This window comes from Pseudomonas sp. PDM17, from assembly GCF_014851985.1.
Lineage (GTDB): Bacteria > Pseudomonadota > Gammaproteobacteria > Pseudomonadales > Pseudomonadaceae > Pseudomonas.
In genome coordinates, this window is record NZ_JACVAT010000004.1 from 393,203 (window position 1) to 419,964 (window position 26,762).

At 65.9% G+C, this 26,762-nt stretch carries 29 protein-coding genes; 10 read left to right on the forward strand and 19 right to left on the reverse strand.

The genetic code is table 11. The features are described 5' to 3' along the window. Nucleotides 1-8: 8 nt before the first annotated feature. Together IB256_RS16040 and IB256_RS16045 are read right to left on the reverse strand one after the other, a co-directional pair. Entirely contained in the window at nucleotides 9-1,766 is a 1,758-nt protein-coding gene (locus IB256_RS16040) for a bifunctional alpha/beta hydrolase/class I SAM-dependent methyltransferase (protein ID WP_192403243.1), read from the reverse strand. A 63-nt stretch (nucleotides 1,767-1,829) separates the two neighbouring features. After that, nucleotides 1,830-2,447: a CDP-alcohol phosphatidyltransferase family protein gene (locus tag IB256_RS16045; protein ID WP_192294052.1), complete on the reverse strand. Its 618-nt coding sequence runs from the start codon at nucleotides 2,445-2,447 to the stop codon at nucleotides 1,830-1,832. A gap of 306 nt (nucleotides 2,448-2,753) precedes the next feature. On the opposite strand from IB256_RS16045, the gene lafA reads away from it, so the two are divergent. From lafA to IB256_RS16060, 3 genes are all read left to right on the forward strand, one after another. Then, nucleotides 2,754-3,635, forward strand: a complete 882-nt coding sequence (lafA, locus tag IB256_RS16050) for a lateral flagellin LafA (RefSeq protein ID WP_138213248.1) — start codon at nucleotides 2,754-2,756, stop codon at nucleotides 3,633-3,635. A 292-nt stretch (nucleotides 3,636-3,927) separates the two neighbouring features. Continuing rightward, on the forward strand, nucleotides 3,928-4,767 hold the full coding sequence (locus tag IB256_RS16055; protein ID WP_225601781.1) for a winged helix-turn-helix domain-containing protein: 840 nt from the start codon (nucleotides 3,928-3,930) through the stop codon (nucleotides 4,765-4,767). Next, complete coding sequence (locus tag IB256_RS16060; protein ID WP_138213250.1) at nucleotides 4,755-5,243, forward strand: hypothetical protein; 489 nt, start codon at nucleotides 4,755-4,757, stop codon at nucleotides 5,241-5,243. The genes IB256_RS16055 and IB256_RS16060 overlap by 13 nt, the downstream gene beginning before the upstream one ends. 6 nt (nucleotides 5,244-5,249) lie before the next feature. On the opposite strand, the gene IB256_RS16065 is transcribed toward IB256_RS16060, so the two are convergent. From IB256_RS16065 to IB256_RS16145, 17 genes are all read right to left on the reverse strand, one after another. Then, nucleotides 5,250-6,317 carry an OmpA family protein gene (locus IB256_RS16065; RefSeq protein WP_192403247.1) on the reverse strand — a complete coding sequence of 356 codons (1,068 nt, stop codon included), beginning with the start codon at nucleotides 6,315-6,317 and terminating at the stop codon, nucleotides 5,250-5,252. Further along, nucleotides 6,314-7,186 carry a flagellar motor stator protein MotA gene (gene motA, locus IB256_RS16070; RefSeq protein ID WP_192294058.1) on the reverse strand — a complete coding sequence of 291 codons (873 nt, stop codon included), beginning with the start codon at nucleotides 7,184-7,186 and terminating at the stop codon, nucleotides 6,314-6,316. Before motA ends, IB256_RS16065 begins: the two co-directional genes overlap by 4 nt. Before the next feature lie 13 nt (nucleotides 7,187-7,199). Further along, nucleotides 7,200-7,961: a FliA/WhiG family RNA polymerase sigma factor gene (locus IB256_RS16075; protein WP_225601782.1), complete on the reverse strand. Its 762-nt coding sequence runs from the start codon at nucleotides 7,959-7,961 to the stop codon at nucleotides 7,200-7,202. Nucleotides 7,962-7,967: 6 nt separating this feature from the next. Beyond that, nucleotides 7,968-8,456 (reverse strand): flagellar basal body-associated FliL family protein, encoded by a 489-nt coding sequence (locus tag IB256_RS16080; RefSeq protein WP_192294060.1) that lies wholly within the window; start codon nucleotides 8,454-8,456, stop codon nucleotides 7,968-7,970. A 44-nt stretch (nucleotides 8,457-8,500) separates the two neighbouring features. Beyond that, a complete protein-coding gene (locus IB256_RS30865) occupies nucleotides 8,501-9,652 on the reverse strand; it encodes a flagellar hook-length control protein FliK (protein ID WP_192294062.1) in 1,152 nt (383 codons plus the stop codon). Nucleotides 9,653-9,655: 3 nt separating this feature from the next. Next, the gene (locus IB256_RS16090) at nucleotides 9,656-9,973 is read right to left on the reverse strand and encodes a hypothetical protein (protein ID WP_192403249.1); all 318 of its coding nucleotides are present in this window, start codon (nucleotides 9,971-9,973) and stop codon (nucleotides 9,656-9,658) included. Next, nucleotides 9,957-10,355 (reverse strand): flagellar export chaperone FliS, encoded by a 399-nt coding sequence (fliS, locus tag IB256_RS16095; RefSeq protein WP_037017149.1) that lies wholly within the window; start codon nucleotides 10,353-10,355, stop codon nucleotides 9,957-9,959. Before fliS ends, IB256_RS16090 begins: the two co-directional genes overlap by 17 nt. Beyond that, nucleotides 10,352-11,701, reverse strand: a complete 1,350-nt coding sequence (gene fliD / locus IB256_RS16100) for a flagellar filament capping protein FliD (protein WP_192403251.1) — start codon at nucleotides 11,699-11,701, stop codon at nucleotides 10,352-10,354. The genes fliS and fliD overlap by 4 nt, the downstream gene beginning before the upstream one ends. Nucleotides 11,702-12,029: 328 nt before the next feature. After that, on the reverse strand, nucleotides 12,030-12,470 hold the full coding sequence (flgN, locus tag IB256_RS16105) for a flagellar protein FlgN (RefSeq protein ID WP_192294068.1): 441 nt from the start codon (nucleotides 12,468-12,470) through the stop codon (nucleotides 12,030-12,032). Then, nucleotides 12,467-12,751, reverse strand: coding sequence for a flagellar biosynthesis anti-sigma factor FlgM (flgM, locus tag IB256_RS16110; protein WP_045213327.1), 285 nt, complete (start codon nucleotides 12,749-12,751; stop codon nucleotides 12,467-12,469). Before flgM ends, flgN begins: the two co-directional genes overlap by 4 nt. A gap of 149 nt (nucleotides 12,752-12,900) precedes the next feature. Then, nucleotides 12,901-13,323, reverse strand: coding sequence for a flagellar FliJ family protein (locus IB256_RS16115; protein WP_045213329.1), 423 nt, complete (start codon nucleotides 13,321-13,323; stop codon nucleotides 12,901-12,903). Further along, complete coding sequence (fliI, locus tag IB256_RS16120; RefSeq protein WP_192403253.1) at nucleotides 13,323-14,654, reverse strand: flagellar protein export ATPase FliI; 1,332 nt, start codon at nucleotides 14,652-14,654, stop codon at nucleotides 13,323-13,325. Before fliI ends, IB256_RS16115 begins: the two co-directional genes overlap by 1 nt. A gap of 1 nt (nucleotide 14,655) precedes the next feature. After that, nucleotides 14,656-15,354: a flagellar assembly protein FliH gene (gene fliH, locus IB256_RS16125; protein ID WP_138213261.1), complete on the reverse strand. Its 699-nt coding sequence runs from the start codon at nucleotides 15,352-15,354 to the stop codon at nucleotides 14,656-14,658. 6 nt (nucleotides 15,355-15,360) lie between these two features. Next, a complete protein-coding gene (locus IB256_RS16130) occupies nucleotides 15,361-16,401 on the reverse strand; it encodes a FliG C-terminal domain-containing protein (RefSeq protein WP_045213334.1) in 1,041 nt (346 codons plus the stop codon). Next, nucleotides 16,379-18,079, reverse strand: coding sequence for a flagellar basal-body MS-ring/collar protein FliF (gene fliF, locus IB256_RS16135; protein ID WP_192294073.1), 1,701 nt, complete (start codon nucleotides 18,077-18,079; stop codon nucleotides 16,379-16,381). The genes IB256_RS16130 and fliF overlap by 23 nt, the downstream gene beginning before the upstream one ends. A 9-nt stretch (nucleotides 18,080-18,088) precedes the next feature. Further along, nucleotides 18,089-18,436 carry a flagellar hook-basal body complex protein FliE gene (locus IB256_RS16140; protein ID WP_192294075.1) on the reverse strand — a complete coding sequence of 116 codons (348 nt, stop codon included), beginning with the start codon at nucleotides 18,434-18,436 and terminating at the stop codon, nucleotides 18,089-18,091. 23 nt (nucleotides 18,437-18,459) lie between these two features. Next, entirely contained in the window at nucleotides 18,460-19,839 is a 1,380-nt protein-coding gene (locus tag IB256_RS16145) for a sigma 54-interacting transcriptional regulator (protein ID WP_405307707.1), read from the reverse strand. Nucleotides 19,840-20,312: 473 nt separating this feature from the next. Here IB256_RS16145 and IB256_RS16150 point away from each other — a divergent pair, with 473 nt between their 5' ends. The 7 genes from IB256_RS16150 to IB256_RS16180 are packed head-to-tail and all read left to right on the forward strand — an operon-like array spanning nucleotide 20,313 to nucleotide 26,597. After that, a complete protein-coding gene (locus IB256_RS16150) occupies nucleotides 20,313-21,152 on the forward strand; it encodes a FliM/FliN family flagellar motor switch protein (protein ID WP_138213265.1) in 840 nt (279 codons plus the stop codon). Beyond that, complete coding sequence (locus IB256_RS16155; RefSeq protein WP_192294086.1) at nucleotides 21,149-21,520, forward strand: FliM/FliN family flagellar motor switch protein; 372 nt, start codon at nucleotides 21,149-21,151, stop codon at nucleotides 21,518-21,520. Before IB256_RS16150 ends, IB256_RS16155 begins: the two co-directional genes overlap by 4 nt. Then, nucleotides 21,520-22,272 carry a flagellar type III secretion system pore protein FliP gene (fliP, locus tag IB256_RS16160; RefSeq protein ID WP_151188966.1) on the forward strand — a complete coding sequence of 251 codons (753 nt, stop codon included), beginning with the start codon at nucleotides 21,520-21,522 and terminating at the stop codon, nucleotides 22,270-22,272. The genes IB256_RS16155 and fliP overlap by 1 nt, the downstream gene beginning before the upstream one ends. A 22-nt stretch (nucleotides 22,273-22,294) precedes the next feature. Continuing rightward, nucleotides 22,295-22,567, forward strand: coding sequence for a flagellar biosynthetic protein FliQ (locus IB256_RS16165; protein ID WP_045213351.1), 273 nt, complete (start codon nucleotides 22,295-22,297; stop codon nucleotides 22,565-22,567). Nucleotides 22,568-22,571: 4 nt separating this feature from the next. Next, a complete protein-coding gene (fliR, locus tag IB256_RS16170) occupies nucleotides 22,572-23,372 on the forward strand; it encodes a flagellar biosynthetic protein FliR (RefSeq protein ID WP_192294088.1) in 801 nt (266 codons plus the stop codon). Next, nucleotides 23,365-24,498, forward strand: a complete 1,134-nt coding sequence (gene flhB, locus IB256_RS16175) for a flagellar biosynthesis protein FlhB (protein ID WP_192403255.1) — start codon at nucleotides 23,365-23,367, stop codon at nucleotides 24,496-24,498. Before fliR ends, flhB begins: the two co-directional genes overlap by 8 nt. Before the next feature lie 2 nt (nucleotides 24,499-24,500). Further along, nucleotides 24,501-26,597: a flagellar biosynthesis protein FlhA gene (locus IB256_RS16180; RefSeq protein ID WP_192403257.1), complete on the forward strand. Its 2,097-nt coding sequence runs from the start codon at nucleotides 24,501-24,503 to the stop codon at nucleotides 26,595-26,597. The last annotated feature ends 165 nt before the right edge of the window (nucleotides 26,598-26,762 follow it).

Here is a 26,762-nt window from a genome sequence, read left to right on the forward strand (position 1 = left end):
CGACGCCATCAGCTGCGCTCCCGGCGGGCCAGGGAGACGGTGAAGATGCCGTCCTCGTCGATGCGCTGGGCCAGCTTGCGGAAGCCGGCGGCGGCCACCAACTGGTCCATCTCCCCTTGCGTGCGGCGGCGCATTACCCAGGCCTGCCCGGCGCGATGGCTGGTGAGCGCACGGGCAATCAGCTCCAGCTGCGGGTGCCAGGGTTGGCCGGTGTAGATCAGGTAGCCGCCCTCTTCCACTGCCTCGCCCAGACCCGCCAGCGAACCGCTGACCATGGCATTGTCAGCGAACAGCTCGTAGAGACCGGAGACCACCGCCAGTGTCGGCTTCGGCTCGACGGCGGCGAGGTCGGCGCCATCGAAGGCATCGCCCTGCACGAAGCGGGCGCGCTCCTTCAGGCCCAGGCGCTCGATCAGCGCCGAGCCCTCGCGCACGTTCAGCTCGCTGTAGTCGCGCAGCAGCACACTTTCGGGCAGTGCCTCGAGGCCCTGCAGCGCTTCAAGGATGTAGCGTCCGTGGCCGGCGGCGATGTCGAGGATGCGCACCTCGCGGCCCTGCTCGCGCAGGCTGGCCATGGCCAGGCGCAGCAGTTCCTCGATGTTCACCTTGCGCTGGCGGATACCGCGCCAGCCAGCGGATTCCAGGTAGGTGCGGTCGATCATCCGGCCCACCGGCCCCGCGCCGGCGGGCTGGTTGCGGTAGACGTAGTCCAGCGTGCTACCGGAGTCGAAGCCAGTCTGGAAGCCGAGGTTGATACCGTCGGACAGCAGTCGGCCGAGGCGCATGTTGGCGCGGGTCGCACGCCAGTAGAGATCGCGGATCGACCACGCGGGCAGCGGCGTCGCCAGTGCTTCCGCTTCGGCGCAGGTGTAGCCGAAGCGGTCGGCGTCGCGCAGGTCGGCGAGCTCGGGTTGGCGGGCGAAGCATTCGAGGATGAAGCGCCGTGCGCGCGTGGTCGCCTGCTCGCGGTTCAGCTCGCCGAGGGTGTCGTGAAAGAAGCCGGGCAGGATGTGCAGTTCCTTGCGCGCCGTGCCGAGGTTGTCGAAGAAGCGCTGCTGGGGTTTGCGGTGCACCACGAAGTCGGACCCGGAGATCAGCAACTGCGTCGGCACCTGGATCGCCTGGGCGTCGGCCACCACTCGGTCGGCCGCTTCGTACAGGCCCAGCAGCACGTTCACCGAAATAGCCTTGGCGATCAACGGGTCGCTGTCGTAGGAGGCGATTCGCTCGGGGTCGTGGGTGAGGAATTTCGCCTTCACATAGCTGTTGACGAAGAAGTTGCCGCGCCACCAGCGCGCCAGCCTCAGGCCCGGCCGGGCGAAGGGCACGTAGAGCTTGACCTTGAACGCCGGCGAGGCGAGCACCAGGCTGCGGATCGGCGGTGCGTAGTCGTGTACCCAGGTGGAGGCGACCACCGCGCCGACACTCTGCGCCACCACCGCCATGTCGCTGATGGCGATGCCGTGAGTCGAGGCGATGTGCTCGACGAAGGTCTGCACATCGCGCACGCTGGTGCCGAAACTCGGGCTATCGCCACGCGCGCCAGGCGACTCGCCATGGCCACGGGCATCCCAGGCAAAAACGTCAAAGCCGGGCAGGTCGAGTTCATCGGCCAGGTGGCCGATGCGCCCGGAATGCTCATGGCCGCGATGGAACAGCAATACCGCACGGCGCGGCTCGCCACTGCCGGCAACAGCCGGCCAGTGACGGTAGAACAGCTCGACGCCGTCATGGGTAACGAAATGGTGATTCGAAGACTCGCGCATAACTTCCTCTGTTCGATGGCTTGCGGGACTGTCCGGTCCCTGTCCTGAGATGGCGACCGTGGCTCAGGCCTGTGACTCCTTCTGCTCGACCAGCCCCTGGCGCACCCGGTTGACGATAGTCAGCACCAGCAGCAGTGCCAGCAGCGCCAGCAGCGGGTTCAGCCAGACCAGCGGCAGCTGCCCGGCCGCCACGGCCGCGCCGAAAACGCCGAAGCACAGCGCGCGGTCGCTCTTGCCCATGGGCCCGTCGTAGCGCCGCGAAGCACCCACCATCACCCCGAGCACGCCGGCGTATTCGCTGATCACCGCCAGCAGGACCACCAGCACCACCAGCGCCGGACTCACACCCGGCAGCAGGGCGAATGGCAGGTACAGCGCGCTGTCGGCGATCACGTCGGTGAGTTCGTTGAGATAGGCGCCCAGCTTCGACTGTTGGCCGAACTCGCGGGCGAGCATGCCGTCCATGGCGTTCAGCGCCATGCGCAGGAACATCCACAGGGGGATCAGCAGGAATATCCAGGCGTGGCCGGCCAGCAGCGCGACCGTGAGCGCCACCAGCAGGGAGAGGCCACAGGCAGCCAGCGTCACCTGGTTGGCGGTGACGCCGCGCTCGTGCAGGTGGGTGACCAGGGGGCGGAGCAGGTTCTGGAAACGGGACTTGAGCTGGTAGACGGAGATCATGAGGTTCCTTTCTCACAGTTCGGGACGAGGGATTCGGTCGAACGATCCACAGCCTTGTGGACCCGAGGAGCTTAGCCGCACCCCGGCGTCAGGGCTGTCAGATATGTCTCAACAAGATAGATGACCGATCCTGAGTAAAAGGACACATGCCGCAGGCCGGCAATGCCCGCGCGGCGCCGACCGGTATCGCCGGAATCCCCGCGCCAAATTTTTTTCATCCCCCCTTAATCCTTCCCCGCGAGCTGTCGCCTTACCCCTTCAGCAGGCACAACGCCGGCTTCATTCAGCTCATACAGGAAGTCCACCATGGCCTTGTCGATTCAAACCAACTACTCCTCCCTGATCACCCAGACCAACCTGGGCAAGACCAACAACCTGCTGGCCACCAACCAGCAGCGCCTGGGCACCGGCCTGCGTATCAACTCCGCTTCCGACGACGCCGCCGGCCTGCAGATCGCCACCCGCCTGAACGCCCAGTCCCGCGGCATGGACGTGGCCATGCGCAACACCAGCGACGCCATCTCCCTGATGCAGACCGCCGACGGCTCCTTCAGCGAGCTGACCGACATCACCCAGCGCATGAAGGACCTGGCTACCCAGGCCGCCAACGGCACCAACACCACCGACGACGGCAAGGCGCTGTCCGCCGAGTTCAACGAACTGGGCAAGGAACTGAAGAACATCATCGCCAACACCAAGTTCGGCGGCGATGCGCTGTTCGGCGTCGACGGCGCCAGCGGCAAGTTCGGCGCCACCGGCGGTGTAACCTTCCAGATCGGTTCGGACAAGGCCGAGACCCTGAACGTCGACGTCACCACTGAACTGAAAGCCGTGACCGACGCCTTCGGCGCCCTGACCACCCAGTTCCAGGCCACCAGCGCCGACGGCACCGAGCTGGAAACCATCACCAACGCCAACGGCTCCATCGACAAGGCCAACGATGCCCTGGACGCCATCGGCGCCCTGCGTGCCCAGTTCGGTGCGAACATCAACCGCCTGCAGCACACCTCCAACAACCTGGCCAACATGAAGGACAACACCGACCTGTCCAAAGGCCGCATCATGGACGCCGACTTCGCCGTCGAAAGCGCCAACATGAGCAAGAACTCCATGCTGATGCAGTCCGGCATCTCCATGCTCAAGCAAGCTGGCCAGATGCCCAGCATGATCATGGGCCTGCTGGGCTAAGCCCCGGCCAGCGCGAGGCGCCCCCCGCCTCGCGCGCCCTGATCCGCCATCGCCCCGCCCCGGCGGGGCGTTGTGCTGTCTGCGGGTACGCTGACAGACGGCATTGCGGCCACCGGTCGCGGTGCAGCCCCTCTGCGCCAGTGGTTTCGAGGCTTGTGTGAAAATTGCAAGCACGAGTGTGCAAAATTCAGAACTTGCACCCACATTTTTCTGACGTCAAAATAATGCCTCTGCCTCCATGGACAAATGGAGTTTCCCCGCGACCGTCAAGGGAGCGGCTCGCAAGGGCAAGATGAACACACTCACTTCCACGCCAGCGGACAGTCGGCCGATCGCCTGCCTGACCCTCCGTACCGGGCGTTCCGATTGCGTCGCGCAGTTCTATCCCGCGCTCTATCAACTCGACCTCGACCGTGACGGCCAGGTGGAGCGCATCGACCTGGGTTTTTCCGGCAGCCGCGTGCTCGAACGCCTGCTGCAGAGCCCGGGCGACGTGGTGCCGCGCGATGAACTGCTGACCCATGCGTGGTCCGACCGGGTGGTCGGCCAGGGCAGCCTGAACCAGCAGATCTACACCCTGCGCCAGGTGCTGGCGGACGAGAAGCAGCGGCAGATCATCCAGACGCTGCCGCGCCGCGGCTACATGTTCAACCCGCAGTACCTGATCGGCCAGGCCAGCGAGCCGGACGCGGAAATCACCGACGCCACCCCGGAAGTCATTCCGCTGGAGGAGCTCGTTCCCGCCCCCGGGCTGCGACCGCCGAACCTGCGGCGCCTGAAACTCGCTGCCGCCAGCCTCTGCATCCTCGGCCTGCTGGTCCTCTCCGGCGCCTTCTACTACACCCAGGTTCGCAGCCCGGTCCTTACCGCCGAACAGAACCTCGGCTCCCTGCAGATCACCTACGTCGAAGACAACGAACAGGACCTGCAACGGCTGATCAGCAACACCCGCCCCCTGGCCCACCAACTGGCCGACCTGGCCAGCCGCCCCATCGGCCTCATGCTGCACATGACCTCGGGCTTCTACGAACTGGTCTGCGTGCAACCCGAAGGCAATTCCAACTGGCTGCTGATCCATGAAAGCCAGGTCGCCCGGATTCCCCAGGAGCAGCTGCGCAAGTGCCTGAACTGAACCTACGCCGCCAGGTCGGCGCGGCCCGCCGCTGCCTGGTGATTTCGCTGTTCGGCGTGATCTGCCTGACCCTGGCGCTGGGCATGCTGTGGAAGCACGCCCACAACACCTCGGCCATCGACGGCCGCTACGCCTCTTCCGGGCAAGTGGTGCTGGGCAACGGCAAGGTGCTGGAGATTGCCCAGACCACCATGTTCCACGAGGGGCGCTTCTACTCGATGATCCAGCAGGACGCCAACATCCTCGAAGTCTCCGGCCTGGTCGGCAACGACCTGGGCGGGCGCTTCCAGCTGCAGGTGGAGGAAAACAGCATCAGCAACCTGCAGGCCGACAGCGGCCTGGACAGCGAGCTGATCTTCAACCTGCTCTACGGCCGCCAGCGCGGCGCCCGCATCACCCTCGAACCCCTGGGCGGCTGCCTCTACGGCGTGGAGACGCGCCAGGTGTTCTGTCCGCGCCATCTGCGCAATCGCTGAGGCTTCTCAGAGCTTCAACGTCGGCTCTGCCGCACTGGCAGGAGCCGTTGCTTCGAGCGCCGCTGAAGCCGGCGCCTCCCCCTGCGGCTGCGGCTGCGGCTGCGGCTGCGGCTGCGGCTGCGGCTGCGGCTGCGGCTCGATGAGCTTCGCGCCCGACTCCGAGTAGTGCACCTGCGCATAGCTCTCGCCGAAGATTTCGCGGTACAGGCTCTCCGCGCGCTGGGTCAGCAGGAGGATCTCGATGCGCCGGTTGGCGCCGTTCTCCGGGTCCTCCGGGCGCAGCGGCATGACGTCCGCCTGAGCCGCCACCTGCAACACGTGCGCGGCCGGCAGGCCGCTGTCGACCATCACGTTGCGCGCGCGCAGGGCGCGGTCGCCGGAGAGGTTCCAGTTGTTGTAGCCATCCGGCCGGCGGTACTGCACGGCATCGGTGTGGCCACTGAGGATCAGCTTGTTCTGCACCTTGGCCAGCACGCCCGACAGCGCGCCGAGCAGGGTCTGGAAATGCGGGTCGAGGGTGGCCTGGCCACGGACGAACATGAAACGCTGCTGGTCGTCCTTGATCAGGATGCGCAGCCCCTGCGGCACCACGGTCACTTCGATGTTGGCCAGCGCATCGACCTTGCCGGACACCTCGCGGATCAGCTCGGCCAGTTCGCGCAAGTCCTCGTTGCTGTCGTACTGACGGCCATCTCCGCCCTGCTGCACGCTGGAATCCTTCGCCTGCTCGCCGGCCCTGCCCTGCTTGCCGGCCTCTAACGCGAGCTGCGGCGCGGGCTTCTCCGGCGTCTTGATCGGCTGCGGCATGCCGTCCAGCTCAATGGGTGTACGACTGGCGCCATCGAACACGCCGGCGCCGCCATCGACCACCGGGTTGGCATCCTGGTCGCCCACCGCCACCGGCTGCGGTTCGGTCTGCGGGTGGACGATCCACAGCACCATGAACAGCGCCATCATCGCCAGGGTGAAATCGGCGAAGGCTACTTTCCAGGCACCGCCGTGTTCATCATCGTGGCCCTTTTTGCTGCGGCGCTTGATGATGACTTCGCTGTGCTTGTCGGCACGTTTCTTCATGCTGCGTCCCGCTCTTCCTCATAGCGGGTGACCCAGGTCTCCAGCTGCTTGAAGGCCGGCTTCACGTCCTGCTCGATCAGCTTGCGACCAGCGTCGACCGCCAGCAGCGTGGGCTTGCCGGCAACGTGGGCGACCAGCGTGGTCCGCACGCATTCCAGCGCCGACAGCTCGGTCTTCACGCGCTGCGACATGGCGTTGGACAACGGGTCCATCAGGCAGTAGCAGACGAAGATGCCGAAGAAGGTACCCACCAGCGCGGCGGCCACGTGGGCGCCGATCTCGGCCACCGAGCCACCGATGTTGCCCATGGTGATGATGATGCCGAGGATCGCCGCGAGGATGCCGAAACCGGGCATCGCCTCGCCGACCTTGTGCAGCGACTTGGACGGCTGCAGCAGGGCGTGCTCCATGGCGTCGAGCTCCTGTTCGAGGAAACCTTCGAGCTCGTGGGCGCTGATCTTGCCCATGGCCATCAGACGGAAGTTGTCGGCGATGAACGCCATCAGGTTCCTTTCCTGGAGGATCAGCGGGTAGCGGGCGAACAGGTCGCTCTGCTCCGGCTCCTCGATGTGCGCGTCGAGCACCTTCAGGCCGCCGACGTCGACCATCTCCAGCAGCTCGTAGAGAAGCATCAGCAACTGCCGCTGGAACTCTTCGCCACGGCGCTTGAAGACGAACACGCCCTTGATCTGCGAGCACATCTCCAGCAGCACTTCGCGCGGGTTGGCGACGACCAGGGTGCCCAGGCCGGCGCCGAGGATGATGAGCATCTCCGCCGGTTGCCAGAGTGCGCGCATGTCGCCATGGGCCATGGCGTAGCCGCCGAGCACGGCGGCGATGATGATCAGGGCGCCGATGATTTTCTGCATGGTTATGGGTTCTTCAGAGAGGGTCGGGGTCGTTGAGGAAGCGGCTGCACTTGCCGATCGCCTGCTTCATCAGCTGGCAGATGCGCGCATCGGTCAGCTCCAGCACCAGGGCGATTTCCTTGAGGTTCAGCTCGTGCTGGTAATACAGGTTGAGGATCAACCGCTCGCGCTCGTTGAGGCGCTCCAGCGCCTGGGCCAGCAGGCGCTCCTTGAGCACGCGCTCCTCAAGCGCATCGCCGCTGCCCTGCACGCCGTCGTGGCCGTTCTGCAGCAGCGCATCGAAGCTCTCGATGGCCTCGGAGGATTCGGCGCGCAGGTAATCCTGGTAGCCCGCCTCGTCGAGGCCAGTGGCGGCGAGCACTTCCTCGTCGCTGGGCACGCGGCCAAGCTGGCGTGCCAGGGAACGGATCGCATCGCGCACCTTGTGCGCCTGCTGCCGCACCTGGCGCGGACGCCAGTCCTGGCGGCGCAGTTCGTCGAGGATGGCACCGCGAATGCGCAGCGCGGCGAAGCGGCCGAATTGCTCATCCGGCTCGCCGTAGCGGCGCAGCCCTTCGAGCAGGCCCATCAGGCCGATCTGTTCCATGTCCTCGCGATCCAGCACCTGGTTGGCCTGCAGCGACAGCTGGCTGACGATGCGCCGCACCAGCGGCAGGTACTGCATCATCCAGCGCTGCTCGGCCGCCGGCGACAGGCGCGCATGGCCGCCTTCGGGGCTGGCGTAGCCACCGGCACCGCTGGCATAGCTGGGGGCAGGATCGCGAAGGGCGTGCATGACGGCTTACTGGACGATCATCTTGCTGAGCAGCACGTGCTCGAAGGGCACCACCACCTTGCGCGCGGCGAAGTCGTCGATCACCGCCTTTTCCAGGCGCGTCTGCACGTCGCCGATGGGCATCGCGCGCAGCACTTCGAACTTCTCCGGGGTCAGGTTGGCGACCACCGAGCTGCGCACCATCGGCGCGACGCTCTCGAGCTTCTTGCGCTCCTGCTCGGCCTTGGCCTGCAGCACCAGGTCGATCACGAAGTAGTGCTCGCGATCCTCACCACGGGAGCTGACGATGATCTTCTCCACCGGCACGAAGAGGTATTCGGCGCTCTCCTGCTCTTCTTCCGCCTTGGCGCCTTCCTTGCCACCCTCCTTGTCGGAGGCGGCAACGGCCGGGGCAAGGCTGGCGGACTTGATCATCTTGTAGTTGACGAACACGCCACCCAGCACGACGGCGATATTCACGATGAGCATCAGTAGAACGAGACGCGGCGTGGACATGGTGTTTCTCGAATAATCCTGTGGGAGTGCGGGCCGCAGGCGGCCTACACAGTAATCAGTACGTCGCTGTCGCCACGCGGCGAGGAGCGTTCGCCTACCTGCGCGTCGCGCGGGTTGGCGGCAACCGCGAGCTGTTCCTCGGCAAAGCGCTGGCGGTTCTGCTGGCCCTGCTGGCCGGACTGCGAATCGGACGAGACCTGCACGTTGACCTGCAGGAAGTTCTGCCCGACCAGTTCCTGGCGCAGGCGCTCGCTGGTGCCCTGCAGCAGGCGCACCACGTCGCCGTTGGACGCGGATATCTGCACGTTGAGCTGGCCGGCTTCGTGGCGCACGAGGATCTCCATGGCGCCCAGCTCCGGCGGATCGAGGCGGATCGTGGCGTTCTGCACGCGCTGGCCGAGTTGCAGCTCGACGTTGTCGCGCAGCGCACCGAGCATCTGCTCGCCCCAGTGGGCCTCGTTGTTGCCCTTGAGGTGCAGCGGCTTGTCGAACAGCGGTGCGGCTGGCGTCGCGGCGGCATTTTGTGCGTTGCCGTCGGTGGCCGGCAGGCGCGCATCGAGCGCAACGGTCGGCAGCGCCGGCACGCTGGAATCCGGCGCCTGCGCAGCGGCGGCCAAGTGCTGCTGGAGCAGGGTCTGCGCCTGGCTCTGGATGGCCTCGCGGGGCGCTGGCGCTGTCGCTTTGGCGGGCTCTTCGGAACGCTCGGCGGGCGGCAGCAGCATGTCCTCCGGCTTCACGGCGGCGGGCGCAGGCTGCGCGGAGGTTTCCACTGTCTGGGTAGCGAAACCGGATACCTGGGCGCGGGTCTGCGCGGACGGATTGTCTCGCGCCTGCACCACCAGGCCGGCCTGACTGAGCATGCCGGCGAGCCAGCTTTCGGCACCGGAAGGTGAAGCCTCTTCGGCCTGCGGGCCCGGCGCATCGCTATCGCCGGTTTCAGCGGGCAGCGCTTCAGGCGTGGCCGGCACTGCAGCGCTGGGCTGTTGCAGCGACTCCTCGACCTGCGTCGTGTCGAACTGCGCGAGGAAGGACTGCACGGTGATGGTCCGTTCGCCGGCATTCAGCTGCGCCGGTTGTTGCGCGCGGAAACCGGCGACGCCGGCGTCATCACCGCGCGAATCCAGCGGGCGCGCTTCGGCCACCGGCGCGCTATCGCGGTCGGTGCTTGGCAAGGACTGGGTCGGTAGCTGGATCACGGTCTATCGACCCTCCTGGTACGTATCCACCTGCATGTACGCCGAGCGTCCCTCGGCGTATTCCAGGTGCGAGAGCAGGAGACGGCGCAGGCGCTCGCACTCCTCGGCGCAGGCCTGCGACGCTTGCTCATGCAGGCGCTTCAGGTGCTTCCTGGCCAGCAGCACATCGGCTGCCAGACCGGTCTGCGACGACATCGCCACCAATTGCGCGCGGATCGCCAGGTCAACCTGCCCCATGGCTTTCCAGTCCTTGCGCTGCAGCGCCCCACCCAGCCGTTCGTACAGCTGCAGCAGGCGCTGGCGATCATCCACGTGCGGCACTCACGCCCTCCCAGCCCTCGCGCAGGATGCCCAGCAGGCGCACCACTTCGTCGATGCCGGCGACCTCCAGCGACACGCTGACGTCGGAGAGCCGATAGATGCAGTAGTCGTAGAGGCGCGCCAGGCCCTGTACGGTCTCGCCGCCGTTCTCGTAGTCGAGCGCACCATTGAGGCCGTTGAGGATGTTCAGGCACTTCTCCAGGGAGCGGCCCTTCTGCTGGTAGCGCTTGTGCTCGATGTGCCCGCGGGCGCGGGCCAGTTCGTCGAGCAGGCCGTCGAACAGCACCAGCACCAGTTCATAGGGCGAGGACGAGGCGGCCTTGGATTCCAGGTCGATCATCCGGTAACTGTCGTAGCTTTCGTTCATGCCGTAGGCGGTCATCCGAACATCCCGCTGGTCTGGTCCATCGACTGCATGGTCTGCATCATCGAGGTGTATTGCTTGAGGTAGCGCGCGTAGTAGGTGTCGTACTGCTTCTGCAGGTTGTCGTAGTCATCGTCGACGCGGCGCAGGCTGTTGTTCAGGGCGTCCTTGCGGTTCTTCATGACGCCGTTGACGCTGTTGGTGTAGACGGCGACGCCCTTGTCCAGGCTGTCGAGCAGGTTGCCCTTGCCCATGAACAGCTTGTCCAGGGCCTCGGGGTCGCTGGCAATGGCTTTCTCGAAGCGGGTGGCGTCGAGGGTCAGCTTGCCGTTACGGTCGGCGCTGATGCCCAGGGTGATCAGGTTGGCGCCGCCGAAGCTGGTGCGAACCATCTGGTTCAGCGCGTTCTCGATGGAGCGCACGCTGGAGTCGCCAGCCAGGGCGCCACGGGCGTTGCCGTTCTGGTCGCCGGCCGCCGTCAGGCTGTCGATGGTGCCGGCCAGCGCGTTGAAGGCGTCGATGAACGTCTGCACCTTCTTCTTGGTTTCGCTCTGGTCCTGCGCGACGGTCAGGCGAATGGCCTGTTCGCCGGACTTCTGCGCCTGGGTGAAGGTGGCGCTGACGCCGTCGATGATGTTGTCGAAGGTGTTGCTGGAGTTGGTCAGCAGCATGCCGCTCTCGCCACCCAGGCGAACGCGGGCGTCCTGCGCCCTGGACAGTTCCTGCGGGTTGCCGATGGCGTTCTCGAAAGCGCTGTTCGCGCTGTCGGTGCCGCTCAGCGACAGGCTGATGGCGTTGTCCGCGCCGGACTTCTCGGCCCCCAGCACCAGCGATACCTGGCCGTTGCTGCGCACCAGGGTGGCCTTCACGCCAGTGTTGTCGGTGGCCTTGTTGATCGCGGCGGCCAGCTCGTCCAGCGAGTTGCTGCCGTCGCCGTCGGTGTCGATCTTGCTCAGGTCGATGTCGAAGGACTTGCCGTTCTGGGTCAGGGTCAGGGTGCCCTGGGTGTCGACATCACCGGCCTGCAGGCCGGAGAAGGACAGCTGGTGGCTGGTGGCGAGTTGTTCGACGAAGAAGTCGTAGCTGCCGGGCACGGCGTTCTTGTCGACCTTGGCGGTCAGGTAGCCGTCCTTGCTGGTGGTGGCGCTGTTCACCAGCATGCTGGTGTTGCTGCCGGTCACGCCCTGCAGGCTCTTTACCGCCGAGGAGAAGGTCTTGAGCGCCGACTCCAGGGAGGTCACGGCAGTCAGTTGCGACTGGTACGAGGACTGGTTGCGGTCAGCCTTGTTCAGGCCGTTCTGCACCTCGTACGTGGCCAACTGCTGGGCCATGCTTTTGACGTAATCGGAATCTATGGTCGCCATGTGAATCCACCTCTTTGGGTCGGAAGAGCAATTACGGTGCCAATGCCGGAAGGCCCGCCATACGGGTCTTTTCGGGATAACGGGGAGAAGTTTCACTTCCGCCCGGAGTGCTTTGGCGCGCAGCGGGAAGCGGCATTTCCGCCTGCCGACCACGCACCCTGATGCAGGGAAAAGGCGACCGTGGGGAGGGATTCGTTAAGGGGTTTCGGCGGGGTGTTTGGCAGCCGCGCTTTTTGTAGGAGCGCGCCATGCGCGCGATCGCGGGCATGGCCCGCTCCTACAGGGGGAGTCCAGTGCTGAACCTGATCGCAGCTCGCCCTGCGGCAGATCAGTACAACTGGCGCGAATACACCGGCTGTTCGCGCGGGTCGCTCATGAGCTGGCTGAGGATGTCGTGGTGCATCGCCAGCAGCTTGCCGTTGCGCTCGTTGAGGCGCTTGCACTGGGCGGTGAGCTGGCCCAGCTGCAGCCACTCCTGCTGCAGTTCCTCGCGACGCGGCGGCTGGTAGTTGGACAGCAGCGTACGCATGCCCTCGGCGTCCATCGGCAGGTGGAAAGCACGCAGCACGCGACTGCGGCGCTGGGCGCGGCCGGCGACGCCTTCGAGCAGTGCCTGGATGTCCGGGTTCAGCGCTTCGATCTGCACGCTGTCCCGCGCCAGCAGGTGGCGATATAACTCCTGCAGGCGCTCGCGCAGCGCCAGGCAATCGCGGCCATCCTGCTGGATGTCCTGCTCGATGACCTGCAGCAGCCGCGCGCGCTGGGTCATGCGTCGCTGCCGCGATGGTAGGAGAGGATGCTGGTGGCGAGCACGCTGGTGTCGTTCTGCAGCTCGCCATTCATCAGTGCGCGGCGGATTTCCGCGACGCGGCTCTGGTCCACGTCAGGCATGGCGCGCAGGGTTTCCTGCATTTCGTCCAGGCGCAGCGAATCGCTGACCGGCGCGCTCGCACTGGTCTCCGCCACCGGGGCGACGCGCTCGCTGCGCGCGCTCTTGGCGGACTCGCTGGTGGCCAGCGCGACGCTGGTCAGTTGCCGGGTGATTTCCATGGTCGGTATCCGAATGTCTTTGGGCCTTTCCCTCAGAGGGCGACCGCCTCGGAGGAAAACTTAAATGCCGTGTTTCACAGAGACTTAAGAGCCGGCGGATAACCGCAAGCGGTTATTCGCCCTACGGAACGAGTTATGCGCCGTGGCCTTCACGCCCGCGCCCGCCACCAGGACTGCGCGGCGAGGCCATCCTGGATTTTCTGTTCCTGCTGCGCAAGCTGCAGCTGCCACTGGCCGACCTTGGCCTCGATCACCTGGGTCAGCACCTTCTCGCTGCGCATGGCCGCCATCAGCTCGCCCTGGATGCGCGCCAGGGTCTGTTCGGCGACTTCCAGCTCGCGGCGCTGCAACTGCAGCATCTTGTGCAGGGTCGCCTTGTACTGCTGCTGGTTGTGTCGCTGCAGCGGCGTGCTGGTGGCCACGCTGAAGCCGCACAGGCGGTCCAGCCCGGTGATGTTATTGCGGTAGCGCTGGCAGAGGTTCTGCTGGTAATTCACCCGCCCCAGCAGCTCGCGGACCTTGCCGCCGCGCACATCGGCCAGGCGCCCGAGCATGTCGATCTGCGTCTTCATCAGCGCCCCCCGACGATGCTTTGCAGGGTCGCGACGCTGTTGCCCAGTTCGGCGCCGTCGGCGGTCTCCTGGCGCAGGTAGCGCTCCAGCATGGGCGCCAGCTGCACGGCGCGGTCGGTCTTCACGTCCATGCCCGGCGTATAGCCGCCCAGCGGGATCAGCTCCTTGATGCGCTCATAGGTGCCGCTGAATTCCTTGAACTGCCGCGCCGCGGAGAGGTGCAGCGGGTCCGCCACCTGGCTCATGCAACGGCTGACCGAGGCACCGATGTCGATGGCTGGATAGTGCCCGACGTCCGCCAGCCGGCGCGACAGCACGATGTGCCCGTCGAGGATGGCGCGGGCGCAGTCGACGATCGGGTCCTGGTGATCGTCGCCCTCGGCCAGCACCGTGTAGATGGCGCTCAGGCTGCCCGTTTCGCCCTCGCCGTTGCCGGCGCTTTCCACCAGTTCCGGGAGCATGCCGAACACCGACGGCGGGTAGCCCTTGGTGGCCGGTGGTTCGCCCAGGGCCAGGGCGATCTCGCGCTGGGCCATGGCGTAACGGGTCAGGGAGTCGACCAGCAGCAGCACGTCCTTGCCCTGGTCGCGGAAGTAGGCGGCGATGCTGTGGCACAGCTCGGTGGCCTTCAGCCGCATCAGCGGCGACTCGTTGGCCGGCGCCACCACGACCACGGCCTTCTGCAGCCCTTCCGGGCCGAGGGAATGCAGGATGAACTCCTGCACCTCGCGGCCGCGTTCGCCGATCAGCCCGACCACCACCACATCGGCCCTGGTCTGCCGGGTGATCATCCCCAGCAGCACGCTCTTGCCCACGCCGCTGCCGGCGAACAGGCCGACGCGCTGGCCCTTGCCCAGGGTCAGCAGGCCGTTGATGGCGCGTACGCCAACATCCAGCGGCTCGGACACCGGGCGTCGGCGCAGCGGGTTTACGTTCGGCAATTCAGTAGGCAGCGGGTGGCGGCCGGCGAGCTTGCCGAGGCCGTCCAGCGGTTCGCCGAGGCCGTTGACCACGCGCCCCAGCCAGGAATGATCGATGTGCAGCACGGCTTCGTCCGGCGCCGGGAAGACCCGCGAGCCGGAGGTCAGGCCGACGGGCTTCTTGAAGGGCATGAGGTAGGTGATGTCACGGTTGAAGCCAACGACCTGCGCCTCCAGGCGCTCGCCGTCGGCGACTTCCACGTAGCAGCGCTGGCCGGTCATGCGCCGGCAGCCGAGGCTTTCCAGCAGCAGGCCGGAGACGCGCACCAGGCGACCGCTGACCCGCGCCAGCTGGACCGAGTCCAGCGAACGCAGCGCTTCTTCGAGCTTGAAGCCGTCGCCCAGGGCCATCTCAGTCTTCGTCCTGCAGGTGCGCGCTCAGGGCTTCCATGCAACTGTCCAGGCGCTGCTGGCAGCCGATGTCGGCTTCCGCCTGGGCGGTGACCACGCGGCATTCGCCCAGCGCCAGTCGCTCGTCCGGTACCAGCCTCCACTTGGCAGCGCGCTCGGGGTTCAGCTCGCGGATGCGCGCGCATTCTTCCGGGTTGAGCAGGATCTGCACGTCGCCCTGCTCACCCGGCATGGCCGCGAGAGCTTCCTCGGCCAGGGTCAGCAACTGGGTGGGGTTGAGCGTGAGCTCGACGCGGATGACCTGTTTCGCGACTTTCTGCACCAGCTCCAGCAGCTCCTTCTGACGGCTGCGCTGGAAGGCCTGGTGGTACTCGCCGAAGGCCTCGACGGCGGCCTGCAGCGGCGCGCTGGCCTCGTCGAACACCTGGCGGCCGGTAGCGCGGCCTTCCTCGCGGCCCTTGCGCAGGCCGTCCTGGCGACCGGCCTCGAAACCTTCGCGCAGGCCGGCTTCACGGCCTTCGCCGACGCCGTCCTGGTAGCCGCGCTCGAGGCCTTCCTGGAAGCCCTCGGAGATGGCGCGCTGGCGCGCCGCCGGGTCGCTGTCCCAGCCATGGTTGTCGGCGCTGGCGGTGGCGCAGCGCGGCGGGAAGCGGTACGGGCGCCAGGCGCGGCTGTCGGCCTTTATGACTTTGATCGCCATGCGCGGTTACTCCACCGTCTGCTCGCGGAACAGCTGTACCTGCAGGTCGCCCTCGGCGGCCAGCTCGCGCACCACGCCCATGATGTCCTTGCGCACCTGCTCCACGCGGCTCAGCGGCACCGGGCCCTGGCGGCGGTTGATGGACTCCATCTGCTGCGCCTGGCGCTTGGGCATGGCGCCCTGGATGGCGCGCACCAGCTCGGGCTCGGCGCCCTTGAGGGCAACCACCCACTCGTCCAGCGGGATGACTTCCAGCAGGGTCTGCAGCACTTCCTGGTTCTGCCGGGAGAGGATGAAGAAGTCGTACATCTCGTCTTCGATCTTGCCAACCAGGTCGTCGTTGTGGGCGCGCAGCAGCTCGAACATCTGGTTACGGTCGCCCTTGAAGCGGTTCATGATGTCCGCCGCCTGCTTAACCCCGCGCACCTGCGAACCCTGGGTGGAGAGCACGCGCAGGCTGCGGTCGATCAGTTGCTCCAGCTCGGCGATGACATCGCTGTTCACTTCGCTGAGGTTGGCGATGCGGAACAGCAGCTCGTCCTGGCGCTCCGGCGGCATGGCTTCGAGCACGTCGGTGGCCATGCCCGGCGGCAGGAAGGCGAGGAACACCGCCTGCATCTGCGCGTGTTCCTTGGCGATCAGCGCGGCGAACTGCTTGGGATCGATCCACTCCATGCGCGCCATCTTGGCGCGGATTTCCTCGCCGTAGATGCTGTCCAGCAGGTTGCGCGTAATGTCACTGCCCAGCGCCTTGCCAAGCATGCCGGCGAGGTAGGAGCGCGACGCGCCCTTGATGCTGGACTGCAGCTTGTAGTCGTCGAAGAACCGGCCGATCACGTCGGAGACGGTGTTCTGCTTGACGTTGGACAGCCGCGCCATCGCCTGGCTGATGCTGACGATCTCCTCGCGGCTGAAATTGCGCAGGATGCCGGAAGAGGCTTCGTCACCCATGCTCAGCATGAGGATCGCCGCCTGTTCCAGGGAGCTCACGGCGCGCATCTGCGGGCCGCGCTTTTTCGTTTCTTCAGGCAGGCTCGTGTCGGTCATTGCGGCCAATCCAGTGCTTGATCACTTCCGAGACCCGTTCCGGGTCGTTCTTCGCCAGCATCTGCAGATGCTCGATCTGGTGCTCCAGGCCCGAGCCCGGCGCCGGCAGGCGGATTTCCGAGAGCGGGTTCAGCTCGCCGAGCACGTTGAGCCCGCCGACGCTTTCACTGCCCAGCGACAGACGCCGCTCGGCGTCCAGCGCCAACGGATACTCGGCACTGCCTTCGGGCAGCTCGGCGGTGGCCATGGGCTGCGCGCGCTGGGTCAGGCTGCGCACTGCCGGGCGCACGCCGAACAGCAGGAACAGCAGCGCAATCAGGCCGAGCACGGTGTAGCGCACCAGTGATTGCAGAGCGCTGCTCTCCCACCAGCTGGCGGAGGACTCTTCCACCGCGGTGGCGGCGAAGGGGAACACGCTGACGGTGATCAGGTCGCCGCGCTGGGCATTGAAGCCCACGGCGCTTTTCACCATGGTTTCGAGGTCGGCGCGGGCCTTGTCGGTCCAGCCGCCCTCGGGCGCGGTGGAGGCGTTGATCACCACCGCGACGCTCTGCTGGCGCAGGGCGAAGGCCGGGTACTTGATGTGGGTGACGCTCTGGTCGAAGTCGTTCTGCCGGGTGGCTTCCTCACGGGTCGAGGTCGCGGCCTTGTTGTCGGTATTGGCGACCTTGCCGTTACCCGGAGCAGCCTGGTTATTGCCCTGGGCGTTGTTCTGACCCTGCTGCTGTTGCGGCGGCGGCTCCGGCGGACGGTTGCTCAGCGAGCCGGGCACGCCGAGGGCGAGCTGATCCAGCGTGCTCTCGTTGCGCAGCACTTCGCTGCGCAGGCGCGGCGCTTCGCCGTAGGCCTGCAGGGTTTCTTCCTTCTGGCTGAAGTCGATGTCGGCAGACACGCTGATGCGGTAGTTGCCCAGGCCGAGAACCGGCGCCAGCACTTCCTCGACATTGCCCACGGCCTTGCGCTGGTACTCGTCGACCGCCTGCCAGTTCTGCGAGGGAGCGCCGACGCCACTGATGCCGCGCGACAGCAGCACGCCGTTCTGGTCCACCACGCTGACGTCTTCGGGCTTCAACTGCGGCACGCTACCGGCCACCAGGTTGACGATGGCGCCGACCTGCTCCGGGCTCAGCCGCTGGCCGGGCGCCAGTTGCAGCAGCACCGAGGCCTTGGCCGGGTCACGCCGGCCGACCACGAAGGAATTGCTGTCCTCGCGGGCGACGTGCACGCGCGCCTGCTCGATGCCCTTCAGGCCCATGATGGTCCGGGCCAGCTCGCCTTCCAGGCTGCGCTTAAGGCGCACGTCCTGTAGGAAGTGACTGGTGCCCAGCGGCTCGTCCTTGTCGAACAGCTCGTAGCCGGCCGGCATGGACACCTTCACGCCCTTGGCTGCGAGCAGCATGCGGGCGCGCGCCAGGTCTTCCTCGCGCACCAGCACCTGGCCGCTCTGCGGGTGCAGGCGATAGTCGAAGGCCTCGGCGTCCAGCACCTGCATCACGTCGGCGGCCGGGTAGGCTTCGCCCGCGCCATACAGCGGGCGGTAGGCACCCTGGTCGCGCCACAGGTAGAAGACCACGGCAGCGGCCAGCAGGGCGGCACCCAGGGCGATGCCGAGCAGCCCCAGGCGCGGGTCGAGCTTGAGTTTGTCGAGCGGCAGGCGCCCTTTGAGATTCTGCAGCACTGTCAGTCCTTACAGCGGCATGCGGATGATTTCGTCGAAGGCGCCGGTGAGCTTGTTGCGCACCTGCAGCAGCGCGGAGAACGACACGCTGGCCTTCTGGCTCTGGATCATGGCGCCGACCAGGTCTTCGCTCTGGCCGCTGTCCACCGCAGCCATGGCGGCGCTGGACTTGTGCTGTTCGGCGTCCACCGAGCGCAGCGCCTGCTCGAAGCTGGCGCCGATGCCTGGGGCCTGCGCACGCTCGTTGAACTGCGTGGCGAGCTGCGCGGCAGGCCGCACGGCCGGGCCGCTGGCGAGGTCGGCGTAACGGTTCATCCGGTCCAGCATGTCCTGCTGCACCTGCATGATCGAACTCATGGAAGTTTCCCCCGGAAACGAAATCAGAACTGCACCTGCACGCCCTGCTCACGCATCGCGTTGAGCCGGTAGCGCAGCGCGCGGGTAGTCATGCCCAGGCTCTCGGCGGCCTTGGTCTTGTGCCCGCCGAAGCGGCGGATGGTGTCGATGACGTGCTGGTACTCGGCGAGCTTGCCGCTGGCGCGCAGCGCGGCGCGGCCGCCTTCGGCCGCCAGCGGGATCACCGCGGCGACGGTACCGACAGGTGCATCCGGCGCGGCCAGGCCGAGGTCACGGGGCTGGATGAACAGGCCGTTGCGCAGCACCAGGGCGCGTTGCAGGGTGTTCTCCAGCTCGCGCACGTTGCCCGGCCAGTCGTGTTGCAACAGCGCGCGGCCAGCGGCTTCGGTAAGCAGGTCGTGCTCGGCATCCTGCGGGGCGTACTGGCGGATGAAGCGGCGTGCCAGCGGCAGCACGTCTTCCTTGCGCTCGCGCAGGGGCGAGATGTGCAGGGGCAGCACGTCGAGGCGGAACATCAGGTCGGCGCGGAAGCGCCCCTCGCTGACTTCGGCCTGCAGATCGCGGTTGGTGGCGGCGATGATGCGCACGTCCAGCTCGATCTCGCGGCGACCGCCCAGGCGCTCCACGCGCTGCTCCTGCAGCACGCGCAGCAACTTGGCCTGCAAGGCCATCGGCAGTTCGCCGATCTCGTCCAGCAGCAGGGTGCCGCCGTTGGCCAGTTCGAACTTGCCCGGCTGGGCAGTCACCGCGCCGGTGAAGGCGCCGCGTTCGTGGCCGAAGAGGATGGATTCGAGCATCGCCTCGGGGATCGCCGCGCAGTTCACCGCGATGAAGGGAGCGTCCGGGCTGGCGATACCATGGATGTAGCGGGCCAGCAGTTCCTTGCCGGTGCCGGTTTCACCGGTGACCAGGATCGGTGCGCGGGTCTGCGCGACCCGTTGCGCCATGGCCAGCAGGCGGCGGCCGGCCTGGGAGCGCGAGACGAACAGTTCCTGGGCGGCACTGGAGGCTTCCTGGCGGCGCAGCAGCGCGGCCAGCTGGCCGGCGCCGAAGGGCGAGAGCAGGTAATCGACGCAACCCAGGTCGAGCAGGGTGGCGGCCTTGTCCTGCTCTTCATAGCCGACGATGGGCACCACGTCGCGCTCGCGGCCATCGCTGAGCAGCGCGCCGACCTGTGCATAAAGATCAGGAGCAGGGAAGGCGCCGGCGAGGATGAACAGCAGGGAGGCATCGCAGCGCGCACGGGCCAGTTCGGCAAAGCCGGAGAAGCGCTCGACGCGGCAGCCTTCGGCCAGCAGCGTCTGCAAAAGAAGGGCGTGAGCGGCGTCCGAGGACGGCCCGATGATCGCAACTTTTTTCTGCGCCGGCCGCTCTTCGAGCAGCGTTTCACATAATTGGTCGATCGACTGGCTTAAACTGTTCACCGCAACTTTCCATTCGCTAGTGCGTTCGACAACCCTCCTTCGTTCAACGCCAGCATCGGCCGAAAACTGTTATCGGCGACTGCGGAACTTCTTTGCGGATCGGCTATCTCACGGGTGGCATTGCAACAACTTCGTCATAACTGAAGTCGCTGCAACCTGTAACTAACTCACCCACACTAACAAGTGCCAGCACTACGCCATAGCTTCCCGCCGATTAATTTAAATCAATAGGCAAAAAGTTCCGTCAAAAACAGCATTTGATATCTATTGATTTAATCGTACGACCTCAGATCGCTATCATTGCGCCACGTCAGCAGCCTGTGATGCAGCAGTCACGGGCTTCCTGAAAGACAGAGCATGCCGCGAGCAACGATCAGCCGATCCCGGCGGTCATGACACCTCCCGTGTCCTTGGGCAGATGGCAGATCGAACCTGGAAGTACGACGCTGAGCATGACTGGTAAATCAAAAGTCCACCATGGCGTGCCCGCCGATAGTCTGATTCGACTGAAACCGCAGAAACTCGGCCGGCATTATCACAAGATCCCGCAGTACATCAAAGAGATCTCCGGAAAATATCCGCGGATTATCAGCGACTACTTCCTGCGGCATTATCGAATCAATCTCGAACTGGATAACCTGACCCTTCACGAGGAACTTCCCCGTGAACTGGAGTGTTTATTCGATTCGCCCTTGGGCAAGTTCGGTTTCGCCATGGACCGTGCCCTGCTCACCGAAGTCATCGAGTGCTATTACGGTGGCACCGTGGTCGCCAGCCGCGACACGCCGCCGATCAGCAGCTCTGAGCAGCGCATGCTCGACCGCCTCGGCCTGGACGTGGTGGATCTGTTCGGCCGCGCCCTGCTGATGGGCGAATCGGTCGGCCGCCTGCAGCAGATCGACCCCACCTATGAAGAAGTGCAGTGGGAGTACGTCGCCGAGTTCAGCTACGTCAGCCACCTGACCGGCGAGCGCTCCTCGCTCTACCTCTACCTGGACAACCCGCTGGCGGACGAACTGACCCGCCGCCTCGCCGGCCCGCCACCGCCACGCATGACCGGCAACCCGGTGGAGCACATCAAGCACCTGCCTCTGCGCCTGGACTGCGTGGTCGCCGCCGCGCGCCTGCCGCTGTCTCAGGTGCTGGCCCTGGAGCCGGGCGATGTACTGACGATCCGCCCGCTGGAGCGCGTCGACGTGCGGGTCAACCAGCAGAAGCTGTTCCGCGGCGCCATCTTCGAAGACGACGGCACCCTCTTCCTCTCCTCCCTGGAAAGCGTGAAAAACCCATGACCGGTTCTCTCTCCGACTCCGAGTTCGAGTCGCTGATCAACGACGGCGACCTGGGCCTCACCCAGGACGTCACCGACATCCCCGCCGACCCCGTGCGCGCGCCGCTGCCGCAGCAGGACCTGGCCTTCTTCGGCAAGATCCCGGTGAACGTCACCCTGGAAGTCGCCTCGGTGGAAATCTCGCTGAAGGAGCTGATGGACGTGGACGCCAACAGCGTGATCATCCTCGACAAGCTCGCCGGCGAGCCGCTGGACGTGAAGGTCAACGGCGCGCTGTTCGCCAAGGCCGAGGTGGTCGTGATGAACGGCAACTACGGCCTGCGCGTGCTCGAACTGTGCGGCGCCAGCCTCGACGCCCTGACGGCGTGATGCTGTCCCGCTGCCTGGCCACGCTTGGCCTGCTCATCGCCGCGCTCTGCCCGCTCTACGCGCAGGCGGCCGGGGGCGAGGTCACGCTGTTCAACCTGCACGATACGGCGGACGGCCAGGCCTTCAGCGTCAAGCTGCAGATCCTCATCGTCATGACCCTGCTGGGCTTCCTTCCGGCGATGCTCATGCTGATGACCTGCTTCACCCGCTTCGTCATCGTGCTGGCAATCCTGCGCCAGGCCATCGGCCTGCAGCAGAGCCCGCCGAACAACGTGCTGGTAGGCATCGCCCTGGTGATGACCCTGCTGGTCATGCGCCCGGTCTGGCAGGACGTCTACAGCAACGCCTACCAGCCCTTCGAGGCCGACCAGATCAGCCTGGAAGACGGCCTGGGCCGCGCCAAGCAGACCCTCAGCCGCTTCATGCTCGCGCAGACCAACCGCACCTCGCTGGAAACCATGGTCAGCCTGGCCGGCGAGACGGTGCCGGAGAACCTCAACGACCTGGACTTCTCCCTGCTACTGCCGTCGTTCGTGCTCAGCGAGCTGAAGACCGCGTTCCAGCTGGGCTTCATGATCTTCATCCCCTTCCTGGTGATCGACCTGGTGGTGGCCAGCGTGCTGATGGCGATGGGCATGATGATGCTCTCGCCGATGATGATCTCGCTGCCGTTCAAGCTGATGATCTTCGTGCTGGTGGACGGCTGGGCCCTGATGATGGGCACGCTGACCAGCAGCGTGCAGCCGTTTTAGCGGCCCTGACGGAAAACCAAAGATGCTCACTCCGGAAAGCGCCGTCGATATCGTCTCCAACGCCGTACACATCACCGCGCTGATCGTCTGCGTGCTGATCGTGCCCAGCCTGATCGGCGGCCTGCTGGTGAGCATTTTCCAGGCAGCCACGCAGATCAACGAGCAGATGCTCAGCTTCCTCCCGCGCCTGCTGATCACCCTGGGGATGCTGGTGTTCGCCGGCCACTGGATCCTGCGCACGCTCTCGGAGCTGTTCATCGAGTCGTTCCACCAGGCGGGCCGCCTGGTCGGCTGATGCCATGCAGCAAGGCGCATCCATCCTGCAGGCCTTCGACTACCTGCAAACGCTGCAGGCCTGGTGGTGGCCCTTCTGCCGGATCATGGCGGTGTTCGCCCTGGCGCCGATCTTCAGCCACAAGGCGATCCCCATGCGCCTGCGCATCCTCCTTGGCCTGGCCCTGACCGTCGCCCTGGGCGCCGCGCTGCCGCGCCCGCCGGCCATCGATCCGCTGTCCGCGCAGGGCCTGCTGGTGGCGCTGGAGCAGATTGCCTTCGGCCTGATGCTGGGCCTTGCGCTGATGTTGGTGTTCACCGTGTTCACCCTGGTGGGCGACGTGATTTCCACCCAACTGGGCCTGAGCATGGCGGTGTACAACGACCCCATGAACGGCGTGTCGTCGTCCTCGATCTTCTACCAGCTGTACTTCATCCTGCTGGTGTTCCTGTTCCTCTCCATCGACGGCCACCTGCTGGTAGTGAGCATCCTCTACCAGAGCTTCGTCTACTGGCCGGTAGGCAGCGGCCTGCATTACCTGGGGCTGGAGTCGGTGGCCGGCAGCCTCGCCTGGGTGTTCTCCGCCGCCGTGCTGATCACCCTGCCGGTGGTGTTCTGCATGACCCTGGTGCAGTTCTGCTTCGGCCTGCTCAACCGCATCTCGCCGGCACTCAACCTGTTCTCCCTGGGGTTTCCCATGGCGATCATCGCGGGCCTGGCGTGCATCTGGCTGACCCTGCCGGACATCCCCGAGAACTACCTCAAGCTCACCCGCCAGCTGCTCGACGCCATCGGCGTGATCTTCCGCGAGGGGCGCCATGGCTGACCAGCACAGCGCCCAGGAGAAAACCGAAGAGGCCTCCCAGCAGAAGCTGAAAAAGAGCCGCGAGGATGGCCAGGTCAGCCGCTCCAAGGACCTCTCCACCACCCTCTCACTACTGGCCACGCTGGTCGCGCTGAAGTTCTGCGTGGAGCACTTCTACGACGGCATCAAGCAGGGCTTTGCGCTGTCCTTCATCGATCTGCGGCACAGCGAGATCGGCCTGGACGACCTGCCGCTGGTGCTCGGCCACCACCTGGTGCTGTTCATCACCACGCTGCTGCCGCTGCTGGTCACGCCGCTGCTGGTGGTGCTGTTCTCGATGATCCCCGGCGGCTGGATCTTCTCCAGCAAGAACTTCATGCCCAGGCTGTCCAAGCTCAACCCGATCACCGGGCTTGGGCGCATCTTCTCGATGCAGAACTGGACGGAGCTGGCCAAGTCGCTGCTCAAGATCGTCGTGCTGATCCTCGTCGCCCTCTATCAGTTGCACGGCGCCCTGCCCGGCCTGCTGGCGCTGCAGCGCAGCAACGTGCACAGCGCCATTGCCGCCGCCTTCGGCACCTTCTACGACATCACCCTGTCGCTGCTGGTGGTGTTCATCCTGTTCTCGGTCATCGACATCCCGATCCAGTACTTCTTCTTCAAGAAGAAACTGCGCATGACCAAGCAGGAGCGCAAGGAAGAGCACAAGAACCAGGAAGGCCGCCCGGAAGTGAAGGCGCGCATCCGCCAGATGCAGCGCCAGCTGGTGCACCGGCAGATCAGCAAGACGATCAGGACCGCCGACGTGGTGATCGTGAACCCGGTGCATTTTGCCGTGGCGCTGCGCTACGACCCCAAGAAGGCCCAGGCGCCCTACGTGGTCGCCAAGGGCCTGGACAAGACCGCGCTGTACATCCGCAAGCTGGCCAAGGCCCATGACCTGGAAGTGCTCGAGTTACCGCCACTGGCCCGCGCCATCTACGCCACCACCCAGGTGAACCAGCAGATCCCCGCGCAGCTGTACAAGGCCGTGGCCCACGTCCTCACCTACATCCTCCAGCTCAAGGCCTGGCGCTCCGGGCGCCGTGAGCGGCCGGAACTGATCAAGAACGTCCCCATTCCCGAAGAACTGCTGAACAGAGTCTGACCATGCGCCTACTGCAGTCACTATTGCCGACCTTCCAGAGCGGCCGCATCGGCATCCCGCTGATCATCCTGTCGATCCTCTCGATGATCATCCTGCCGCTGCCGCCGCTGGTGCTGGACGCCCTGTTCACCTTCAACATCGTGGTGGCGATCCTGGTGCTGCTGGTCAGCGTGTCGTCGAAAAGTCCGCTGGACTTTTCCCTGCTGCCCACGGTGATCCTGGTCACCACGCTGCTGCGCCTGACCCTGAACGTCGCCTCCACCCGTGTGGTGCTGCTCGACGGCCACACCGGCACGGGCGCGGCCGGCAAGGTGATCGAAGCCTTCGGCCACGTGGTGATCGGCGGCAACTTCATCGTCGGCCTGATCGTCTTCGTGATTCTGATGATCATCAACTTCATGGTCATCACCAAGGGCGGCGAGCGTATCTCCGAGGTGACCGCGCGCTTCACCCTGGACGCCCTGCCCGGCAAGCAGATGGCCATCGACGCCGACCTCAACGCCGGCCTGATCGACCAGAACGAAGCCAAGCGCCGCCGCTCGGAAGTGGCCAAGGAAGCCGACTTCTACGGCGCGATGGACGGCGCCTCGAAGTTCGTCCGCGGCGACGCCATCGCCGGCATCCTGATCCTGCTGATCAACCTGTTCGGCGGCCTGGCCATCGGTGTGTTCGTCTACGACCTGCCGGCCGGTGCGGCCTTCCAGCGCTACGCCTTGCTGACCATCGGCGACGGCCTGGTGGCGCAGATCCCGGCGCTGCTGCTGTCCACCGCGGCGGCAATCATCGTCACGCGGGTCAACGAGTCGGCGGAAATCACCAGCCTGGTGCGCAAGCAGATGCTGGCCTCGCCGTCGCTGCTCTACACCGTCGCCGGCATCCTCGTGGTGCTCGGCCTGGTCCCGGGCATGCCGCACATCGCCTTCTTCGCCTTCGCCGCACTGGTGGCCTTCATCGCCTGGCGGCTGTCGCTGGCCGGCCCGCCCATCGAGGCGCAGACGCTGGAGCAGACCCAGGCGCTGACGCAGGCCATGGACCAGGAGCGCGCGCAGCAACTGGGCTGGGAAGACATCCCGCTGGTGGAGCGCCTGTCGATCTCGCTGGGTTACAAGCTGGTCAGCCTGGTCAACGAGGCCAGCGGCGCGCCGCTGCCGCAACGGATTCGAGGGGTGCGCCAGACGCTCTCGGAAAGCCTGGGCTTCCTCCTGCCGGAAGTGCAGATCCGCGACAGCCTGCGCCTGAAGGCCTCGCAGTACGCCATCCACATCAACGGCGAGCGCATCGACGGCGCGGAAATCCACGCCGACCGGCTGATGGCGATTCCCTCGCCGGAACTCTACGGCGAGATCGACGGCATCCTCGGCGTCGACCCGGCCTACCGCATGCAGGTGGTGTGGATTCTCCCGGCGGACAAGTCCCGCGCACTGAACCTGGGCTACCAGGTGATCGACTGCGCCAGCGTGGTCGCCACGCACCTGAACAAGGTGGTGCGCGAGCACCTGCCGGACATCTTCAAGCACGACGACGTCGAGCACCTGATGCAGCGCCTGACCTTGCAGGCGCCCAAACTGGCCGAATCGCTGAAGGCGCAGCTGACCTACTCGCAGCAGCACCGGGTGTTCCGCCAGCTGCTGCAGGAAGAAGTGGCGCTCAAGGACATCGTCACCATCGCCAGCGCCCTGCTCGAAGGCAGCGAGACTACCAAGGACCCGGTGCTGCTGGCCTCCGACGTGCGCTATGCGCTGCGCCGCAGCATCGTTTCCTCGATTGCCGGTGACCGCCCGGAGCTGAGCGTGTTCGTGCTGGAGAACGCCCTGGAGAACACCCTGCTCGGCGCCCTGAGCATCGCCCAGCAGGCCGGCCCGGTGAGCCTGGACAATATCCCGGTGGAGCCCAGCCTGCTCAACCAGCTGCAGCACAGCATGCCGGTGGTGAAGGAAAAGCTGCGCAAGGAAGGCCACCCGCCGATCCTCACCGTGATGCCGCAGCTGCGACCGCTGCTGGCGCGTTACGCGCGGGTGTTCAGTCCGGGGCTGCACGTGCTGTCGCAGAACGAAATTCCGGAGCGGGTGGGGGTGCAGATATTGGGGACGTTGGGGTAGGGAGTTCCAGGGAGCCCGGAGCTGGGTGTTGCCCTCTCCCTAACCCTGGCTGCGCGCCCCGCTCCGAAGGGAGAGGGGACTGATCGGCATGGTAGGAAGATCAGCGCTCGCCGGTTAACGCTGTGGTTGCAGTGCACACCGAACGACTCCCTCTCCCTTCAGGGA

Excerpts from the sequence above, each read along its gene's own strand:
- IB256_RS16040 (WP_192403243.1), bottom strand. The coding sequence starts at position 1,766 with ATGCGCGAGTCTTCGAATCACCATTTCGTTACCCATGACGGCGTCGAG.
- IB256_RS16045 (WP_192294052.1), bottom strand. The coding sequence starts at position 2,447 with ATGATCTCCGTCTACCAGCTCAAGTCCCGTTTCCAGAACCTGCTCCGC.
- lafA (WP_138213248.1), top strand. The coding sequence starts at position 2,754 with ATGGCCTTGTCGATTCAAACCAACTACTCCTCCCTGATCACCCAGACC.
- IB256_RS16055 (WP_225601781.1), top strand. The coding sequence starts at position 3,928 with ATGAACACACTCACTTCCACGCCAGCGGACAGTCGGCCGATCGCCTGC.
- IB256_RS16065 (WP_192403247.1), bottom strand. The coding sequence starts at position 6,317 with ATGAAGAAACGTGCCGACAAGCACAGCGAAGTCATCATCAAGCGCCGC.
- motA (WP_192294058.1), bottom strand. The coding sequence starts at position 7,186 with ATGCAGAAAATCATCGGCGCCCTGATCATCATCGCCGCCGTGCTCGGC.
- IB256_RS16075 (WP_225601782.1), bottom strand. The coding sequence starts at position 7,961 with ATGCACGCCCTTCGCGATCCTGCCCCCAGCTATGCCAGCGGTGCCGGT.
- IB256_RS16080 (WP_192294060.1), bottom strand. The coding sequence starts at position 8,456 with ATGTCCACGCCGCGTCTCGTTCTACTGATGCTCATCGTGAATATCGCC.
- fliS (WP_037017149.1), bottom strand. The coding sequence starts at position 10,355 with ATGACCGCCTACGGCATGAACGAAAGCTACGACAGTTACCGGATGATC.
- fliD (WP_192403251.1), bottom strand. The coding sequence starts at position 11,701 with ATGGCGACCATAGATTCCGATTACGTCAAAAGCATGGCCCAGCAGTTG.
- flgN (WP_192294068.1), bottom strand. The coding sequence starts at position 12,470 with ATGACCCAGCGCGCGCGGCTGCTGCAGGTCATCGAGCAGGACATCCAG.
- flgM (WP_045213327.1), bottom strand. The coding sequence starts at position 12,751 with ATGGAAATCACCCGGCAACTGACCAGCGTCGCGCTGGCCACCAGCGAG.
- IB256_RS16115 (WP_045213329.1), bottom strand. The coding sequence starts at position 13,323 with ATGAAGACGCAGATCGACATGCTCGGGCGCCTGGCCGATGTGCGCGGC.
- fliI (WP_192403253.1), bottom strand. The coding sequence starts at position 14,654 with ATGGCCCTGGGCGACGGCTTCAAGCTCGAAGAAGCGCTGCGTTCGCTG.
- fliH (WP_138213261.1), bottom strand. The coding sequence starts at position 15,354 with ATGGCGATCAAAGTCATAAAGGCCGACAGCCGCGCCTGGCGCCCGTAC.
- IB256_RS16130 (WP_045213334.1), bottom strand. The coding sequence starts at position 16,401 with ATGACCGACACGAGCCTGCCTGAAGAAACGAAAAAGCGCGGCCCGCAG.
- IB256_RS16140 (WP_192294075.1), bottom strand. The coding sequence starts at position 18,436 with ATGAGTTCGATCATGCAGGTGCAGCAGGACATGCTGGACCGGATGAAC.
- IB256_RS16150 (WP_138213265.1), top strand. The coding sequence starts at position 20,313 with ATGACTGGTAAATCAAAAGTCCACCATGGCGTGCCCGCCGATAGTCTG.
- IB256_RS16155 (WP_192294086.1), top strand. The coding sequence starts at position 21,149 with ATGACCGGTTCTCTCTCCGACTCCGAGTTCGAGTCGCTGATCAACGAC.
- fliP (WP_151188966.1), top strand. The coding sequence starts at position 21,520 with ATGCTGTCCCGCTGCCTGGCCACGCTTGGCCTGCTCATCGCCGCGCTC.
- IB256_RS16165 (WP_045213351.1), top strand. The coding sequence starts at position 22,295 with ATGCTCACTCCGGAAAGCGCCGTCGATATCGTCTCCAACGCCGTACAC.
- fliR (WP_192294088.1), top strand. The coding sequence starts at position 22,572 with ATGCAGCAAGGCGCATCCATCCTGCAGGCCTTCGACTACCTGCAAACG.
- flhB (WP_192403255.1), top strand. The coding sequence starts at position 23,365 with ATGGCTGACCAGCACAGCGCCCAGGAGAAAACCGAAGAGGCCTCCCAG.
- IB256_RS16180 (WP_192403257.1), top strand. The coding sequence starts at position 24,501 with ATGCGCCTACTGCAGTCACTATTGCCGACCTTCCAGAGCGGCCGCATC.